This window comes from Bradyrhizobium sp. STM 3843 (assembly GCF_000239815.1).
In the GTDB taxonomy this organism is placed as follows: domain Bacteria; phylum Pseudomonadota; class Alphaproteobacteria; order Rhizobiales; family Xanthobacteraceae; genus Bradyrhizobium.
On sequence record NZ_CAFK01000345.1, the window covers coordinates 1 to 18,138 of the forward strand.

The following is an 18,138-nucleotide window of genomic DNA, read 5'->3' on the forward strand; positions in this document are numbered from 1 at the left end:
ATTTCGGCCGCCGTTTCATTTCTATTCGAGCGCGCGCCAACCTGGACCGAAGCCCATATTCTTCCTTCCTACGATTGGAGTTCGCCGGATGCGCTCGCAATGTGGTCAGCCCGTAAGTATTCGAGCTATATCGGGTCAGCACGGTTGTTTGCGTTAACAAAGAGGCCGTTTCTGGAGCTGTTTTCGCGCCAAGAGGTGCCGTTGGAAGATATCCGGGCATTCTCGGAGTGGCTTGCGGTTCTTCTGTTGGCGAAGCAAGCGGGGAGTACTGAATATCCATTAACACCAATTGAGGTGCGTTCCGTGCTGCGAACAAGCGGCAGTGAGGCCTTATGGTCTTTTGCGCATCGGTTGGCCTTCGAAATGGAGGCAGCTAAGCCAGACAAAGAAAAGGCAACATGGCAGAACATCGTTGGGCCGGTCTTTAAAGGAGCGTGGCCGCTTGATGCAGAGCTGCAAACATCGCAGGCCAACCTTCAAGCTCGTTCAGCTATTGTTGGCGACCGGTCAAGCCTTTGAAGACGCCGCGCCGGTCATCATCCCATTCATCCGGCCCGAAGACCCGCGTGGCCATTCGAGCGTATTTTCCATCTCGGAGGTCAAGCCGGATATCTACGCTGTCGCCCCTCGTCAAATGCTCAACCTTCTGACGGCGGTCGCGGGTGACGCACCAAATCGGAGCCTGTATGGGCTGAATAAGGCCCTGGAAAAGCTGAAGGACGAGGCGCCTGAACTGGTGACGACGAAGGCCTTCCAGAAGTTAGAAATGCAGGCGATGTCGCTTTAGCATCTGAGTTCTTTGCTCCGAGGGGCGGCCCCAATGTTATCTTTTTGGAATGTGCCGGGCCTGTTTGTCTCTTTGCACCCCGCGACGACCTTCTATTGCCCGGCTGGGCAGACGCATGAAACCTTTTCGCCATGACGGCTAGAATGACGCTGCCTGAACCGCCGCTGCTCCGAACCAATTATCCAACGTACTCAGGGCAGCTTGAGAAAGCTTTTGAGTGAACAACAGCGTCAACCTCTGCGTTGGCCGTGATGACCTGCCCCCGAAGTTTCATCCAGCAGCAGTTAGAGTCCTGTTGGGTTGTACGCCGATTGGCGCGGGTGGAGCAACGGGCGATCGGCGGAGCTGGTCGGGGTTGCGCAGCCGATCGCCCGTTTCGGTGAGATTGGCGGCATAGGCCGCCGGCGTCTGGTATTTTGAACGAGACCCTGCGCGCTCAGCCGAATGGACATGTGATTGCCAGCGCTGCGGAGCTCGCGCGCCAGTGGGGCTGGAACAGGATGCGGGCCAGTCGCCGGTTGAAGGCGTGGGAGGAAGCCGGCCTGATCCGTCGTAACGCGGGAGCGATCGTCGTCACCATGTCTGTTACGCCGGCTGTTACCGATGTTACTCCAACCGTTACCGAGGCGGTCGGTGTCACTGTGACACCGACCACGGTGGCACGGCGTGCCGTGACACCGGTCAAGCTGGCGGCCCTCATCGTGGCGCTGGCGCTCGCATCCGTATCGGCCGCCTTCTCCATTGATGGCCTCACCGCAATCTTTGCCGGCGCGTTCTGGCCCATCATCACCATGGGCGCTACGCTGGAAGCCGGCAAGCTCGTCGCTGCGGCGTGGCTGGCCGAGCATTGGAACTCTGCGCCATTCCTCCTGCGCCTGGTCCTCGTCGTGATGATCGGCGTGTTGATGAGCCTGAATGCGGTCGGCGTGTTCGGCTTCCTCACGCGCGCTCATCTCGAGCATATGGCGGTCGTCGATCAGGCGCTTGCGGACAGAACCGCAGATATCGAGGTTCGGCTCGCGATCCAAATCAGGACCGTGGCAGACCTTGATCGGCGCGTCGCCCAGATCGATGCGGCCATCGAGGAAGCGACACGGCTGGGCCGCCCCCTTGGCGCGATGACGATCGCTGACCAGAAGCGCCGCGAGCGCGCGGACATCGTTGCGGAGCGGCAGCGAGAAGGGCAGGCGCTTGCGAGCCTGCAGATCGAGAAAGCCAAGATTGAGGCCCAGCGCCGGCGCGCTGAGGCCGATGTCGGCCCGGTGCGATATCTTGCCGAACTGATGGGTATGCCGGCAACCGACCTTGAGCGACCGGTACGGCTGCTCACTCTGGCGCTTGTCGCTGTTCTCGATCCGATGGCGGTGATGCTCCTGCTCGCTGCCGGCATCAACACGACGCGTGCAGGCTCACGCTGAGCCCGAACAGAGAAAGATTGCGGTTTGAGCCGTGCGAAAAGCAAACCACGGCCAAGGATGCACTTAATACGAAAGCCAGGCAGCAAGCCAAGGAAGGAAAGCAAGAGAGTTTTCACACCCTATGCACCGCCGGTGCTGATGCCTCAGAGATCGAACTGGCGTGGAAAATAGATCGTACCGAAATGGAGCTACACGGATCTCTCAGGTGCGGTCGCTGAAGTACGCTTCCGTTTGATGTCAGCCTCAAGTTTAGCCGTACGTTCAATCAGGCTGTGGACGATTGTCTCGCAATCAAGTTGGGTTAGCCCAAGAATGCCGCGTTCTCGCAATTCCTGTTCGAGGATCGTGGCCATGATCGATACGATGCTCATTCGTTTTGTTCATTCCTGGCGCGCTTTGCACAGAAGCTTAACGTCTATCGCGCGGACTATCCGCCGTCTCTCAATGAGCCAAGGGGCAATGGCGTGCGGGCGATGTCGCAGATTGCTTCGATCAGGAGGCGTATGGCCCGTGCATCCCAATCAATCCGGTCGATGGGGGTTTCCCAGTATTCGGACAAGACATAGGCGGCGTGGCGCGCCTTTACGCCCAATCCGGCGATCGTGCACGCTGGCGTCTCCATGATCGCCCGTTCGACGGGGTCGAGATGGGCAAGGGTCGCCTCGGCCTCTTTCGTGAGAGCTTCTCCGCGATGACGCTGTACGACATGATCGAGCTCTGCGACCAGGGCATTGAATCGCGTCTCAAGCGCTAGGAGGGTAGCGTCATTCTCGCGCGCACCGTTTTCCTGAAGCGCTACTGCAACGGTATCACCTGACCAGGCGCCCGATTGAGAAGGAAGGCCCGCCTCGTGATTACGAGTCATCTATTTCAAACCGGCCAACGAAAACCGTTAGAAATAAACGGATACCGTCTAAATTCGCGGATGTCAACGCTTTTCGTGATTGATAGACGGAAAACGTGACTTTCCTTGAAAAAGTACTGTGATGACTCCTGATCAATCTCGGGCAGCTCGGGGCTTGCTCGACTGGTCACAAGCGGAATTGGCTGCTCGGTCCAACCTGAGCGAGAGCACTATCCGTGACTTTGAAAAAGGCCGGAGGATCCCTTCGGTCAATAATTTGGCTGCTATTCGGCGCGCACTCGAAGCGGCGGGCGTTGAATTCATCGATGGCGACCAACCCGGTGTCCGATTGAGCCGCTGACACAGTGTGAAGCCGCTGTATGGTTCACCGCCATTGCTACGACGCTAGCGGCGAGTTGACCGGTGTCATGAGCGCCGTGTGACCTTAACCCTAGGCATGACCGTGACGCCCACGATCACGGTAACAGTCGGAGTGAGGTTCCGTGTAGCAGCCAGCGTGACCATGATCGCTTCAGCGTTACGGCCCTGTTTCCGCCTCCTTCCACGCCTTCCGCTGACGGTCCTCACCCTGTTCCAGCGCATTGGAGCCCGAGCGCCTGAGTTCAGCCTCGTCGCCTTGGGACGAGCCAGCACAGTGTAGCATGCTGCAGCTCTCCAGCGACGGGTACAGATGACGTGGCTCCGTCAAGGAGACTGCGCGGTCTCCATCACGACCGCCAGCTTCTACTCGTCACCGGACTTCATCGAATTCGCCTTTCGGACGCCACGATACCGGATCTGCGATCCAGCGGTTGATGTCGGATTCATGCCAGCCGGTCCCGTTGGTGCTGATTTTGAGTTGAGCCGGGAACGTGCCGTCGGCGATCTTGCGGTAAATGGTGGACCGGGACAGCCCGGTCCTATCGAGGACGGTTTTCAAACGGATGATACGGTCAGGTTCGCGCATGGGCTGCGCTGCCTCCTGTTGGCTGTTTCTGACGGCTGCTGAGAGCAGACAAGGAAGGCGTCCAAGGGCACGCAAGAGGGTTTTTCGACGTGCCGTACCGTGGCGAAGAATCGGCGGTAAATCGGATGTTCAAATTCCGATGCCCCGGCCTCGGCCAAGATCGATGCCGTGGGAGAAGGCGAGTTCGAGGCCGAGCCGGCGGCCTGACTCGAAGGCGATGCCGAGCTCCCGCTTGCGATTGTCGAGGAGGGATTCCAGTTGCGGATCGCGTTCGAGGCTTCTTGCCATGTCGCCCATCGCCGAGCGCGTGGCTCTGTAGCCGGAGAAATCGCCTGCCCGATACTGGCGCAGGCTGGCCTGGTCGAGCCTCTGCCAGTCCTCCACGAAACGGTCGGCGCGGCGGCCAGGGGCGACGCGCAGTTCGGTCTCGAGCTGGAGCGCGCGGATGGCGCGGTCGACCCGGCCGCCGGCCGCCTCGCGGGCGAGCTCCGGGTTCTTCTTGTAGGCGGCTTCGGCATCGCGCGAGCCATAGGGCCGCACCTCCTCGAAGGCCCGGCGGGCCTTTTGCAGTTCTTTCACCTGCTCGGGACTGGCCTCGCCGCCCATCTCCTGCGCCTCGAAGATCGCATCGACGGCGCGGGCATGACGCACGAGCGCGCGGGTACGCACGCGACGCAATTCCTTTTCCGCCTCGTCCGCCACCTTCCTTTCCGGCGCTTCGGTCTCGCGCCCCGCGGCTCCCGTACCGCTCCTTTCCCTTTCCGGCGTTTCCCGCACCGGCCTTCGTCCACCATCCGGGTCGGGCATATCTGACGGAGAGCGAAGGCCGTCAAACATGTTGCGTACCTGCTCGGGCATGACCTTGCGCACGATCTCGGCCACGCGCTCGCGGAAGGTGATCCCGCGCCGCTCGGCGTAGCTCTGTGCCGGATCGGCACGGTCGTAGTCCGAGGCCATGTCCTTGGACCGGTCGCGCGACAGGGTGCGGACAAGCCGGTCCTGACCCGCAAATTCATCGCGGCCATAATGCAGGTCCATGCCGTCGCGGTGCCGCGACAGGGCGACATAGCTGCCGTGGGCGTCCATGCCGGGCGTCGCCAGCACATGGGCGCGGTCCACCGTCATGCCCTGCGCCTTGTGGATGGTCGCCGCATAGCCGTGGTCGATCTTGTTGTAGACTTTCAGGTCGAACTTCACGGATCGGCCATCGTCGGTCTGCACGGTTATGGATTGCGCACTGACCTGCTCGATGGTTCCGAGCGTGCCGTTCTTGACGCCAAGCCCGCGCTCGTTCTGCAGGAACATGAGGCGATCACCGCTGGCAAAATTTCTCGCGCCGCGTTCGACTGTCAGGCGGACGTCATCTCCTAGATCGCCGGCGGCCCGCATCCGCTCGCGCGCTGCCTCGTTCAGGTTCCGGACTTCATCATTGGTGTGGGTGAGGATGATCCGGCTCTTGTCGGGCCACGCCTGCCGGTCGCGGTCCCAGCGCTCGATCAGCTTGTCGCGCGCCTGCTCGCGTGTCCGGGCCTCATGCACCATGCCGTGGGAGCGATAGGCTTCGAGCGCGTTGCGGGTTCGGCGATTGGCCAGATCGCGCGTGGCGTCGCGCTGCCAGTCCTCCCGCTGACGGCGCACTTCGCCGATTTCCGCCCCGCCATGTCGCTCATGGATCGAGCGGAACGCCGCGCCGGCCTCGATGGCTTGCAGTTGTTGCGGATCGCCGACCAGCACGATCTTGGCGCCGGCCTCGGCAGCATGGGACAGCACGCGCTCCAACTGGCGCGTCCCGACCATACCCGCCTCGTCGATCACCAGCACATCGCGCGGCGTGAGCAGGTCGCGGCCCTGTTCCCAGCCATGCTCCACGCTGGCGATGGTGCGTGACACAATGCCCGATCCGCTTTCGAGAGTTTCCGCCGCGATACCGGACAGCGCCACGCCCCGGACCTCGTAGCCCGCCGCTTGCCAGGCGTCCCGCGCCACGCCCAGCATCGCGCTCTTTCCGGTGCCGGCATGGCCGACGACAATGCCGAGATCGCGCCCATCGGTGATATGCGCCAGTGCCTCGGCTTGTTCGCCGGAAAGCACAAGGCCCCGCGCTTCCGCGCGTGCCAAAGCGGCCTCGCGGTCCGCGTCCAGCACCACATGGCGTTCCCGTTCTGCCATGAGTTCGGCGGCGCTGTGCAGGCGTTGTTCGGCCTCGATCATCTCGCGGGTGGTGAACCGATCCTCGCCGCGACCGTCGTTGCCGAGTTCGACCAGACCAGGTGCGCTGCGCATCGCACTCATGACGTCGTTAAACTGGTCGATCCCGTCGCTGTGCCGGTGCGCAAACCTCGCCATGTCGCGCAGTGTGAAGGTCGATTGTTGCCGGGTGATCGCGTCCAGCCCAAGGGAGGGATCAGCGATGATCTGCGCGCCATTGCTGCGCGCGATCTCGCGGTGCATCTCGGCGCGATCGGCCTCGCTGCCTTCGCTCTCGATGCGGCGGTCCTCAATGCGCTTGGCGGGTGCGCCGATCTGGGTTTGCGGCTCCAGTGCGATACCCTGCGCTTCCAGACTGCGATGGTCGATCCGCGCATCAATATCGAGTTCGGCAAGCCGCTCATTGGCAAGCTCGGCCCAGCGTTCGCGCCAGCGCTCCACCATCTCGGTGCGGTTCCAGTCCCGCACCTTCTGGCCAAAGCCGTTCTCGTCCACCGCGCGCATCGTCAGCATGACACGGGCATGCGGTTTGGGCATGCCGTCCTCGGTCACGTCCCAATGCACATTGAGGTCGGCGATCATGCCCAGACCTACGAACTCACCCCGAACGAAGTCGCGAGCCAGTTCGATGCCCTGAGCCTCACTCATCTCGCGGGGAAGGGCAAATTCGACCTCGCGGGCAAGCTGGGCATCCTTGCGGACCTCGAATGCCTCGACATCGTTCCACAGCCGTTCGCGGTCTCTCCATGCCTGCGGCGCATTCTCCGGTAGCATCACCTCGGAATGGACGACGCCGCGCTTGCCAGAAAAGTCGTGGCTGCGGTCCAAGCGCTCGTCGCGCAGCCGCGAGCCCGAGCGGTAGGCCGCCGATGCCACCGCACTGCTCCCGGCCTTCCGGCCGATGACCTTGACGTGAAGATGATAGATCGCCATCGCGGCCGGATCATCTACACGGCGAAGCGCACGTCGGCACGACGTATAAGCGCGCCCTCCCTCGAAAAAATCTCGGGAGGGATTACGCCGTCTCAAGCAGTCCTGATCACCTTACAGCATTCCGCCCGGTGTCCGGCTATCATTTCTCCATCAACACGATGGAGGTGACGATGCGCAAACCGCGGGACTTTGATGCGGACCTGAAGGCGCTCGAAGACAAGGCGCGCAGACTGAAAACCCGAAAGGTACGACAGCTCGGCGAATTGGTCATCGCTACCGGCGCTGACACGCTCACCGCCGATGAACTGGCTGGCGCGCTGATCGTGCTGGCCGAGACGAAGGAGGCCGGAGAGGCATGGGCCAGGCGCGGGGTCGCGTTCTTTTAGGGACGGTCCCGGCGAACTCCGTCAGCAGCTGACCGCAACCCTGGCGGCGCTTCGGCGCAATTGGACGGCGCGCAACCGGCATCAGGCCGCAAGGGCGCGGCATGATATGCGCGCATGGCAGCTCGAGCGCCGCAAGCGCACGCGACATCTCATCGAACTCGGCGGCCTCGTCGTCAAAGCTCGTGTCGTGGACCTGACCGGCGATGATCGCGCCACCATCTTCGGCGCGCCACTCTGGATAGCCGACAAACTCCAAAGCGATCAAAGCGAACGAGCGCGGGCGCTCTGGGCCACGAAGGGGAAGCAGGCGCTTGAGAATGACTGAAAGCGCGCCGCAGTAAGGCCGATGCCGTTGCCGTCGCTAACAACGCTCGAAGTGTCGTTTGCTGCTTTCTCAAAAGGCGCGTAGGCCGCGGTCAAGCAACCGATAAGATGAAGGACGGGGCTCCACACGAAACCTAAACCGTGCCGACGGACGGCAGACGTTGCGGGATGTCACCAAAATACAGTGAAGCGCAACTAAGTGCCGTCGCAGCGGCCGTGACGAGCAACACGGGCGGGTAGAGCTTCTTCCTACTGGGCATCGGATGGGCGACGCTTTCGACGACTGGTATCTCCGCCACCGTCGCTCCGTGGTTCGAGCGTTAAGCGAGATTGGCCGCGGTGCCGCCCACCCCAGGCATGCGATGAATGGGCTTACCGATTTGGAGAGCGCCGTATCCCGTTACTACCATCTTTCGCATCGAGGCGACCGGATAGCTGTCGTTGTGTTTGATCATATTGACGACCACAGGTGATATCACTAATAGTAGTAGCGATCGTCTTTTGCAGCCTAGATCGAATTAATCGAGAGCGCGATTGTCGCTGGCGAGACCAGCGCGAAGGCAGGGGGATCAGAGCAATGACATGTTTGCGGAAAGCCGTGCGTGTGTTCGACATGCGCTTCATTGGTACGTGCCCAACGTGCATGCGTATATCTTTCTTGGCCATGATGTTGTCGTGGTGCTGCCTGCTTGGGGATTTTGCGTTCAACTTCAAAGTAATGTGGTTGAGTTTCGGTGCGGCGGTTTTGTTTACGGTGTTATGGCTGCTGCATATCACAAGAAATGCATCACTGATGAGTCGAACTCCAAAGCGCACAGATCCTTCTAGGCGCTTAGCGCTGCGCTTTGCGCTGGCCCTCGCCGGAGCGGCGGTCGCGTCGGTAGCTTTTCCATGGCAGGCACGCGCAGACAGCGGATGCGGCGGTTGGGCTGGCAATAGCGGTTGCGAGTCTTGCGAGTCGCAATTTGGCAATGCAGGCTGGTGCATGAGACAGAACGCCCAATGTGGCTGTTATTACTGCCATAGCTGCGGGTCGAATTGCCCTAACGGAAATTGCTGAGGTATCCGGTCGCTCCCCAGCTCTCGAAAGTATCTAACGGATAAAGGATTCAATATTTACCGCCGCACGCGGCTTCGAGGAGGAGGCAAAGCTATGTTCCGCGTAATTAGCGCTTTCTGCATTATAATTGTAATCGCTATCGCTGCAGCTCAAGGGCAACAGGTCGGAAGTAGGGTCACCGCAAAATCACCGCAGGCAGCTTTAGACGAAGACAAGTGCAGCTTCTATGCAAAGTATCGCACAACGCTAATGGAGCTACAAAACAACACTCCATACGGATTAGATATTTGGTTCGCACAAGGGATATCTACGGAGCCATTACCTAACAGCGACTTTGTAGCGGATACCGGCCTATTTATTGCGGCTATGACTCAGGGAGGTCCCGGGGACTACAAAGTTGATCCTTGTCGTGCTGGTGGCTTTGAGCGTCCCATCCAAGCTACTACATGTAAAGGTACTGCGAAGCTGGTGACCGATACTGCTGAAATGGATGTTCAACTTCCAGACGATAACGCGCCGAAAGGAGCTACTTTCAACGAGTGCGGCTGGAAGATCGATCTCCAAAACCAAAAGCCTGTAGCGACGAGCACGTCGAAATCACAACAACGACCCGCCGCGGCCCCCCCCCCGAAATTCTGAGAGCCTATGTGTGGGAAGGGAATGAGGAATCGTAACGACTGCGCGAATGCTTCTACTGCTATTCGGCCCGCAATATTGGACGCCGATGAGGGGGCAAGTTTGTGAACGCCGATTGACATTCCACCGGTTCCTTGGATCGGAGCAATGCAAGGTTGCTGGCAAGGCAATGACGTTTGCCAGGACGATCTTTTGCCAACGGTGGTCATGGGCGTGCTGTTGCCCCGCGGTTACGATACGGTGGGCTGGACCCGTTGATTGCTGATGGGTTCCTCTTGCGTACCTTCATGGAATATTGGTCCAAAATGTTGGGTTCGCTCACGCAATTTGGGTGAGTTGCGTCACTGCAAAGGGCTGGTCGATTCCGGTAGTCTGCGATCCCGAATTTCAGGATTGACGTTTCGATTTCGGTAGCTCTTGGTGCAGTTCTTGAGTCGCTTCAGTGAGTATGGCGGTATCTGGCTGTCCGCGACGCAGTAAAGTCGCTATCGTGCTGGAAGCGCTTTGTCGGTGGGCATTTGTCGCTTCCAGTCGTCGACCATCTGAAGCGTATGGACCGCTTCGACGGCCGCGCCTAACAGCTGGTCGTAGACGGAGTGGTGGGCCGAGAACGTAAATAAAATAGCGATTTGATCACGGGTCGTTGCCAGATACCGGCTATCGTAGCTCGCCATTTCGGACCCAATCAGGGTCGCGTCGACCCAAAGTGTGTTTTCGATAACAACGAAAGCCGGGGCCCTGAGTATCGCCTGCGGGCCGAGTTCTTCCGCCCGCTGATCGAGGTGCCGCTTAAAGTCGCTAAGTGTATCATTAGGACCAGCAAATTTTGCCGTCAGGATCATTATGGCCCCAACTGCCTCGCCGTCCGCATGCGACGGGTTGCAAACAAAGTCCGTTTGTTCCAGTTCGCAGGTCCAGCCGGTGGGTAGTTCGAACTTAAGATAATCACTTTGGAATTGCGCAGCGGCAGCCGGCCACACGAACAAACGCACAGTAAGGACCGCAACGATCATGGGTCTGATCATGGCAACGCCTTTTTGGCACTAGCGCCGCTTTGTTCGCTAGCCAATCGGTTCCAAAAGTCGGATGTGAGGGGCTGTTTACCGCTTTTGAGAAATTCGCCATAAAGTTCGCGCGCGCTTATTACGGTCCCGCCGGCTTCTCTGAGAGCCGTCTCGGATCGGGGCTCCAGATCGGGATCCCGATCCCTCGGATCGAGGGCGACCATGGAATTGGTAACAACAAGCATCGAATCCAGATTTCCCTTGAATCGAGAAATGAGCATCTCGACATGAAATGCCTTGATTTTATCGGGCTGCCCAAGCCCAATGACGCGAATTGGTTGTCCGAAAGGACTACGTAAATCCTGGACCTGTTCGGCAACCTCGGTAGCGTCGCGCGATGCACCAAAACAGACCAAAATGTCGATCGCGAGGTCCCGCAATGTATTCGAGTCGCAAGTCGTAAGTATTCGTGTTCGCTGTCGGCATTGCGCGATCACAGTGCGCAGCTGGTTGATGTCCTGGTCGATTTCCTGTCGCTTCTCGGAAACTACAGACAGTTGCGTATCGGCGTTTCGAGCTTCGACCAAGTCATATGTCAACATCCACTCTGGGTCTCGCGCTGACAGCCTTTGTCGCCAGCTATATTCTCGGACAAAGCTATCGCTGACGCGATGATCCTCGATTTCCGCGGCCCGCTGTATTAGGCGTTCTCGCAGTTCTTCGGCTTCGTCCGAAGGCAAGGCCCGCGCAAGATAAGGGAAAACTCCAGCAAACCTCGCATCTTCCGCAAATTGTTCTCGCTTCGCTGGGTCCATAGTCATAAACGCAAAATGCGTGAAGAAGTCCCGAATGCGATCGTGCCGAAATCGGATTTCCTGAGCAGCGAGCCGACCTGCATCGTCGGAGTCTGTGCGTACGATCGCGAGCTTCCCTGTAATGAGCGCAACGACCTCTGGCCGGAACGGTAAACTCTCGAGGTTTTCCTGATCCCGTACGCGCTGCTCAAGGACAGCCGCCGAAAACGCTTCGGTGCGAAATGAGGTTCCTGTTTGAGCGAGTCTCCTTGATACGGTTTCAAACTGCTGGGCCTCTAGCGCGAACAGATCTGGTATGCGGCCGTCGCCCAGGAGGATTGCTACCGAGGTTAGGTCCATGGGATTCGAAAGGATCTCATCGAACGCCTTGCGCTCGGCGTCATCGTTGGCTCTTGAAGCGACCTCCTCGAGAAAGCCATTCGCAGTTTGCTCATATTGATGTCCCCGTACCGGTGCATCCTGAGCGAGAACGGCTTCGCGAGAAGCCAGGAATGCACGAATTTGATCATCCGACAAAGGAAGCATGCCGAACGTTTCGATCGTGCTTAGGCCCCGTAGAGGAATCTGACTGGCAACCAAAATGTTGGCTGAAGGATATCGAGAAAGAAAGCCAGTAATTAGATCCTGCGTCGCCAGATCGACTTCGTTATAGCCGTCAATGTAAACGAAGATACGTCCGGCCCAGATCATTGCTTTTAAAAGGCTCTGATCCCGTCCGATATCGCCCATTCGCTGGTCAATTTCGGCTTCTACGCCCTGCCGGCATTGATCTGCACGCAGGTAAACAATGACGTCGCGATCTTGCTGGGCGCGAGCGGAAAGCGAGTATCTAAGGAAACTTGACTTCCCGAGACCAGACTTTCCGAGAAGCAGCACGCGCCCGGAATGCTTCGACAGGGCCTGTAAGATCGGTATTTCGACGTCAGGTTCAGATACGGTGCCTCCTTCCGTCGCCGCTCGATGCCTGACGCGGCTCTCTTTAAAATATGAGATCCTATCGAGTTGGTTGACGTTCTCCGCAATTACATCTCCAAGAAATGCAGCTTTGAATGGAGAGAACAGCCGCCGACGTGCTGGGCGAAGATGAATGAGAATCAGGTCGATGTAACCGAATCCGATGATCTTGCGTACGATTGGATTCCAAAAGACGATAGCCTGAACCCAAGGCCAACGAGGGTAGGCCGTCAGCAATATCGCCCACAACAGGAGGTGAAGAACAATCACACCTGGGATGCCCGCAATCGCGGCCAGCAACGTTCGGCGAGTAAGTTCCGCGCCGACTTGATCGGCCTCGCGCGGAGCGCTGGCGGCGAGGGCGTTCTTCCAATAGCGCAACGTTTCCATTGATGAGAGATCGAACGGGAGCTCTCGGTCGTAAGCGCTCACGATCATCCGGACGCGACCGGTCAATTCGTTATTTGCGTTGGCAGAGAACGATTCATCCTCCCACAACGTCTTCATTGCCGCGAAAACATCCTTGAGTTTGCTCGCCCGAACTCGGCTCCAGGCGTTGGCGAAACCAGCAACCGCGCTATCCGGCTCGACCAGCAATGTGACACAGGCCAGTAACTTGGCCCTGTCCGCTTCAGTGGCCGCCGTGGCCGCGGCGTTGAGAACTGATACGGCGACCGCCATCTCAATCTTTGGAGCTTGCGCAAGTGAAAAGCACGGCGGCGCGATGCCATGAGTCCACTGTCGTCTGTCCGCGTATAACCGAGCAAAGTCCTTGTCGTACCGAACCAAAGACTGAAGAAGGCGATCCGCGTCGTCCGCTAAATCTGCCTGGAGTATCAGGTTCTCAATTACGTCCGTTTCGGGAGGTTTTGGCTTGTCCGGCGGCCTTCCGTGATCATAAGCATTTGTTAGCAGGATCAGCGCTGGGCGACTTACGGCAGGGTTTCCATCGCTGAGCGCATTAAGGAATGTTGTTACATACGGGGCGATGTCGCCCGTACCCGCGAGGGCTAACAGAGCTGCATTCTTTGTAGGAACATCCGCGGAGGGTTCCTTGCCGAAATCGGCCACTTTCGAACGTATCGCGTCCGGGACCTGACCTGCCGCTTGCATCACTTGCAGATCGAGCTCACCTATTGCGCGATTGGGCTGCGGGCCCAGCGCTTGTTGCCAAAAACCCCGCCTTTGAAGTTCGCTCGAGGAGGGAATAACTCCAATAGCAAGAAGCCGCTCGGCTCCGGCAACGTCGTGACGGTCGAGCCGCGAATAAAGAGTTTCAGCAAGCGCCGCGGAGACTGAACGAAGGCGGAGGCTCATATCTGCCAAACGTCCGGGTCCGTCGCGGTCCAAAAGCGGAACTACCAGCTCGGCCAGTCGAGCTTTGCCTATCGTCGAAAACGCCGTGTCGACCGCCGCGGAGATATCGCTTGGGCATGTGGATCGTTTTGAAACCAAATCCCAAAGGAGCGGCATTCGCTGCTCGTCGGACAGGCTCATTCGCTGGAGAAAGGCGATTTTCCAGCGCAGTTCTAGGCAATCGACGGGAACTGGCGGTTGCTTTGCGTTGGGCTCTACCTGCCATTGCTTCAACGCTTCAAATTGAGCCGCGGTTGCGCGAAGGATGAACGATTCGACGATGTCGCCAGTCCACGATGCCAGTGCTGTAGTCTGGTCAGTCGACGCATAAATCTGATCAATCAGCTTGGAATCTACAGTCGTCAGAACATCTGAGGCGTTGGACCAGACTGTCAGATTTCGAGTGCTTCGGATCAGTTGCTCGATTGCAGCCGTCTGCGTTCTCGCGCGATCTACGTGTTGCTTTAGGAACATTAGGACTGGAATTTGTTCATCGGGGCTGCCCGTTCGCAGAATGAATGTGATATCTTCGTCATCGAGCGGTTCCCCAATCCGGGCCAGTGCAACACGCGCGAAGTTTTGAAGTTCACTTGGCGGCATTCCGTCAGGGACTTTCTGCCGTCGCCAATCCTGAAGGACACTCAGAAACGATTTCAGATCGGATGGGTTTTGAAGGAGAAGTGCCTCAAACTCTCCTCTGACCTGAGCGTCCACTCGAGGGTCGGCAATGGTCTTTAGCAAAGCATCGGTAACTGGTTGAGGTTTGGCTCGCATACCGGCCCCAACGGCAGCCAAATCGGCGAGCATAATGCGGTCAGATTTCTCGAGGCCGGACTTCAAACGACCTAGATATGTTCGCGAAAGTAGATCGCGAAGCTTGGTGCGGTTGATCGCCATCGAGTTCCAAAGCCGGTCTCGCTCTGGCTGTGTCGCAGCTTCGAAAATGCGATCGATGAGGTCGCTACCTCGCAGCCTAGACCACACTTCGTCCACAAACTCTGGCGGAGCGCCGTCGAGCAGATCGATGGCGGCAATCGAGCTCGCGACGTCGTCGGGATCGAGTAGTTTCAGCCACCGACCGATTAGAATATCGGTCTGGCCCTTGGTCAGGTGGGTAGTAGGAGGAACGGCTCGCAGTTGGTCGGCGTGGCGCGGCAATTCCTGTGCAATCGATGGTGAACCCGCAATCGCCAATGCACCCGCCACGACGGCTGCCCGCAGGCTAGGCAAGCACTGATAGCGCCTCTTAAATATCATCGCTCGCTCCCCAGCAAGCCAACGCCTATTCTGCCGCAAGCCCTAAAGCGACACTCAATTGCTCGTCCTTTCCGGCAGAGTACGCGGTCTGACGATGGATCTCCACATCCGGTTTTACTCCAATTCCCTCAAGTATGTTGCCGTCGACTGTAACCCGGTGTGTGGCTATGAGCAAAAGCGATCTGTCGCACAGGAGGAATGGCTTGGCGGCAGCGACCTCACCTGAGGTCTTGCTCCCCACAGTTAGGACACCGGCACGCTGCAATGCAAAGGCGAGTATCTCGTTTCCACTGCGTGTCGTGCCGTCCACAAGCACGATTGTCCGCTTCCGCCAATGCGGATTGATTGTCCGTTTCAATTTTGAGGCGCCAGAAAGATTGAGTTCTGGCGAACGACCGATGAAAAATTCCGCGAAATCTGGCGAGGCTCCTCCAATCGATCCACGTAGATCCAGGACGAGAGCTTCGCAACTCTGCAATGGGCCTAAGAGGGTAGTTACCAGCAATTTCCAGTAACGATCGCCAGCAAGGCTCCAAGGCTTATAGTATCCAATCGCCTTGGAGCGGACAGGGACAACGCGTGCGCTCGCCGACGAGGCCGCGGCAAGCATCTTCGCCGGTCTTAGGATAGTTGGTCTGACCTGACACTCTGTGATCGAGCCGTTTGCTTCTCTTCTAAACTGAAGGGAAACTGTTCGTCCGCCAAGCCCACGAAACGAAGCAATAGGCTTGTATGGCAGGCCATTGGCGGAGACCAATTCGTCGCCTGGCAAAATCTCGCATTCGGCAGCCGCTTCGTTTGGGACGACGAAGGAGGCAAAAAAGCGATTTCCTTGCTCGAAGACAAGCACGCCAATGCCCACATATTGAACGACACCAGCTGGAAAGAGCTCCTTTAACGGCGACCGAAGGCCTGCAGAGGCATACGTATCCAGCAGATGATAATAGTCGATTTCGTCGGCCGAAAATCGCTTAGTGTGAGACACACCAAGATGCGATAGGAGCTGATTGACAAGTCTATTGTTGTTTTCTTTAGCCGCCAAAAGCAAAGCAGCGGCGTGTCCATTTTCTGACCATTCGTTCAGCTTTTGCGGGTCGCAAAACTCGGCCTGCAGTAGCTCAACAATTTCTCTTCCAAGAGTGCGGCCACCGGCGACCATAAACAATCCCGTTATCGGAATTGTAGAGACTCTGGAATGATAGTTTCGGCCGGCACTTCGATGTTGGCCGCGCGCCCGATAAAGCGAAGCAGATTTTGGCGCCAATATTGCCCCTGCTCACTCAGCGCGTGCTGATCACCCTCGAGATGTTTTTTCGGACAACCTCCCCAGCAAATCGGAAGAAACGAACAGCGTGAACAATTTGGCGCCCTGGTAGGATCAAAAGCGTCCCACCAACTCGCATCGGTTGCGGGTAGCTCAACTCCGGTCTTCTCAATTTGGCGGCTCTCGATGACGCCGACCGCGCGATGGTTTTCACCTACCTGAAGGCCACATCGGTACTTTAAGCCGTCAGCCCCTACAACAATGGAGTTTGTAGCTAGCGCAGCACACACGGACGTCCTCGGCAGTGGAAAGCCGTTTGGTGCTTGAGAGTCCTCGACTCGACCTTCTGATCCTACTTCATTTCGAGCCTGGCCGCACAACGCTTCATACTCATCGACTGAAAGCTCATAGTTGCGCATGAACTTGACTTTCGAAGAATATGTGGCGAGACGCGCGGGTTGAAAAATGATCGGAAAAGCCGCGCCGAACCAGCCCCGAGCTCTTGCAAGCCGAATAAACGGAATCAGGTCACCTTGATTGTCCCGATCGATATTGAATCGCACATGCACCTTCGCGCAATTCACAAGACGATCGACTAGTTTTACTGCCTGGCAGAAAGACGAATCTCCAAGTTGCTTGTGCCCCTTCCTGAAATGTCTCCGTTTGTCGTGGTTCTCCTGCAGGCCATCGAACGAAATCTGAGCTTGGTAAATGCGATTTCGTGAAACGAAATCTTCGATGTCGCTCGGCCACTGAGTACCATTGCTAATGAGAGATGCTACGTAATTAATGCCCGCGCCTGAGCAGTAGGCTTGAAGCGCCTTCGATGCGAGTTCAAGGAAGTCCAAATTTAACAGGGGCTCTCCACCATACCAATCGACGTGTAATGCATGCCGCTTGCTCGCTGAGACCAGACGCTTTGCCAAATCAACAATCGACTCGATGTCGCCGAACTTGAGCTTACTGGGCGATCGCTCTTCATAACAATAGTAGCACCCAAGATTGCAATCCATGGTCGTGGTGAGGGTCAAGACAACGGGCGTCTCGCCTCGGGCTCGCCAATAGCGCTCTCGGATTAAGAGTAGTTCGTCAGATCCGCCATCCACGACGAACCCGCCGCGCTTAAGTTGTACTGAAAATTGGGCATCGAAATCGACGCTGGATAGCTCAAGACGAGGTTCCATTAAGACGCGTGCGAGCTCTTTCGCGTCGACGCCATCGATTTTCAGGACCGAACCCGTAGACGCATTGAACAGCACAACCTCGTCGTCAATCCCACGGACGGCAAAGTTGTAGCGAGAAGGCCTCCACATTGGTCGACATCCTTGCTGTTAGGCCAGCACGGCGCGGGTCGCATTGCCAAAGCAAAATGCGCGTTGACCGGGTAGGCGAACCTTATTCGATCTCAATCAAAGCCTGACACGAACTCGTCTCGCCGCAAAGTCGAGCCGCAATTTTCTGAGACGGATTCAGTTTCGGGTCTACCACCTCAAGTGTGCGAACCTCAAATCGCTTGCCTGATTTGAGTGCCACCTCCGGCTCCTTGTCATCGGATACGATAAGGTAGGCCTTTGTTCCGCTAGCCTTGGTCATCGTTTGGCCTTTCTCAGTAGTTCAAGGGAAATATTCACACGGTGCAAGTCTTTCGGTTTGCGTCTTCGGGAAAGTTGAATTCTGAAATTTGCGGTCGGCGCATTATCAACCAAAAGTATTAAAATGCAAGGAAACTACCCGTCGAGCCTACGGTAATGGGCTCCAGCAATCCTTGCGAGGTCTGAGACGGCGATCCCAAAAGCCGAGCGCGTTACCGGCCAGGGAATTTCCTGCTCTATCAATCGCAAACCGAGCCCCCGAACCAAAAAAACAACCAAAAAAAACCCAGCAATGTCAATGGATTGCTGGGCTTTGTTTTGGGCGTGCACGGC

13 protein-coding genes and 2 pseudogenes are annotated in these 18,138 nt (G+C 57.7%); 7 read left to right on the top strand and 8 right to left on the bottom strand.

The window, feature by feature from the left end:
• Together BRAS3843_RS41790 and BRAS3843_RS37935 are read left to right on the top strand one after the other, a co-directional pair.
• Positions 1-519: hypothetical protein (locus BRAS3843_RS41790; RefSeq protein WP_175361193.1), on the top strand; the 519-nt coding region annotated here is incomplete at its 5' end.
• Positions 497-787 carry a hypothetical protein gene (locus tag BRAS3843_RS37935; RefSeq protein WP_139025096.1) on the top strand — a complete coding sequence of 97 codons (291 nt, stop codon included), beginning with the start codon at positions 497-499 and terminating at the stop codon, positions 785-787. The genes BRAS3843_RS41790 and BRAS3843_RS37935, both read left to right, overlap by 23 nt.
• Before the next feature lie 270 nt (positions 788-1,057).
• On the opposite strand, the pseudogene BRAS3843_RS41170 reads toward BRAS3843_RS37935, so the two are convergent.
• Positions 1,058-1,201 (bottom strand): annotated as a pseudogene (locus BRAS3843_RS41170) (IS3 family transposase); the annotation flags it as partial.
• 2 nt (positions 1,202-1,203) lie between these two features.
• Between BRAS3843_RS41170 and BRAS3843_RS37940 the strand changes: the two are divergent.
• Positions 1,204-2,205 carry a DUF4407 domain-containing protein gene (locus BRAS3843_RS37940; protein WP_244425567.1) on the top strand — a complete coding sequence of 334 codons (1,002 nt, stop codon included), beginning with the start codon at positions 1,204-1,206 and terminating at the stop codon, positions 2,203-2,205.
• Between the two features lie 427 nt (positions 2,206-2,632).
• On the opposite strand, the gene BRAS3843_RS37945 is transcribed toward BRAS3843_RS37940, so the two are convergent.
• Positions 2,633-3,070, bottom strand: coding sequence for a hypothetical protein (locus tag BRAS3843_RS37945; protein ID WP_008974608.1), 438 nt, complete (start codon positions 3,068-3,070; stop codon positions 2,633-2,635).
• 121 nt (positions 3,071-3,191) lie between these two features.
• Between BRAS3843_RS37945 and BRAS3843_RS40195 the strand changes: the two genes are divergently transcribed.
• Positions 3,192-3,410 (top strand): helix-turn-helix transcriptional regulator, encoded by a 219-nt coding sequence (locus BRAS3843_RS40195; RefSeq protein WP_035984151.1) that lies wholly within the window; start codon positions 3,192-3,194, stop codon positions 3,408-3,410.
• Between the two features lie 390 nt (positions 3,411-3,800).
• Here the strand turns inward: BRAS3843_RS40195 and BRAS3843_RS37955 are convergent, their stop codons facing one another.
• Positions 3,801-4,016 (bottom strand): AlpA family transcriptional regulator, encoded by a 216-nt coding sequence (locus BRAS3843_RS37955; protein WP_008974609.1) that lies wholly within the window; start codon positions 4,014-4,016, stop codon positions 3,801-3,803.
• A 129-nt stretch (positions 4,017-4,145) separates the two neighbouring features.
• Complete coding sequence (traA, locus tag BRAS3843_RS37960; protein WP_008974610.1) at positions 4,146-7,157, bottom strand: Ti-type conjugative transfer relaxase TraA; 3,012 nt, start codon at positions 7,155-7,157, stop codon at positions 4,146-4,148.
• Between the two features lie 170 nt (positions 7,158-7,327).
• Between traA and BRAS3843_RS37965 the strand changes: the two are divergent.
• The 3 genes and pseudogenes from BRAS3843_RS37965 to BRAS3843_RS41175 all read left to right on the top strand — a co-directional run bounded on the left by BRAS3843_RS37965 (position 7,328) and on the right by BRAS3843_RS41175 (position 9,566).
• Positions 7,328-7,648 (top strand): annotated as a pseudogene (locus BRAS3843_RS37965) (conjugal transfer protein TraD).
• Position 7,649: 1 nt separating this feature from the next.
• A complete protein-coding gene (locus BRAS3843_RS37970; RefSeq protein ID WP_035984152.1) occupies positions 7,650-7,868 on the top strand; it encodes a conjugal transfer protein TraD in 219 nt (72 codons plus the stop codon).
• A 1,152-nt stretch (positions 7,869-9,020) separates the two neighbouring features.
• Positions 9,021-9,566 (top strand): hypothetical protein, encoded by a 546-nt coding sequence (locus BRAS3843_RS41175; protein WP_008974614.1) that lies wholly within the window; start codon positions 9,021-9,023, stop codon positions 9,564-9,566.
• Positions 9,567-10,048: 482 nt separating this feature from the next.
• Here BRAS3843_RS41175 and BRAS3843_RS37975 read toward each other — a convergent pair whose 3' ends face one another.
• From BRAS3843_RS37975 to BRAS3843_RS37990, 4 genes are read right to left on the bottom strand one after another with little or no spacing between them, the layout of a single operon-like run.
• Positions 10,049-10,576 carry a hypothetical protein gene (locus BRAS3843_RS37975; RefSeq protein WP_008974615.1) on the bottom strand — a complete coding sequence of 176 codons (528 nt, stop codon included), beginning with the start codon at positions 10,574-10,576 and terminating at the stop codon, positions 10,049-10,051.
• An 8-nt stretch (positions 10,577-10,584) separates the two neighbouring features.
• Positions 10,585-14,949 (bottom strand): hypothetical protein, encoded by a 4,365-nt coding sequence (locus tag BRAS3843_RS37980; protein WP_139025097.1) that lies wholly within the window; start codon positions 14,947-14,949, stop codon positions 10,585-10,587.
• 25 nt (positions 14,950-14,974) lie between these two features.
• Positions 14,975-16,108 carry a S41 family peptidase gene (locus BRAS3843_RS40200; RefSeq protein WP_083841525.1) on the bottom strand — a complete coding sequence of 378 codons (1,134 nt, stop codon included), beginning with the start codon at positions 16,106-16,108 and terminating at the stop codon, positions 14,975-14,977.
• Between the two features lie 11 nt (positions 16,109-16,119).
• Positions 16,120-17,526 carry a radical SAM protein gene (locus BRAS3843_RS37990; protein ID WP_008974620.1) on the bottom strand — a complete coding sequence of 469 codons (1,407 nt, stop codon included), beginning with the start codon at positions 17,524-17,526 and terminating at the stop codon, positions 16,120-16,122.
• Between the last annotated feature and the right edge of the window lie 612 nt (positions 17,527-18,138).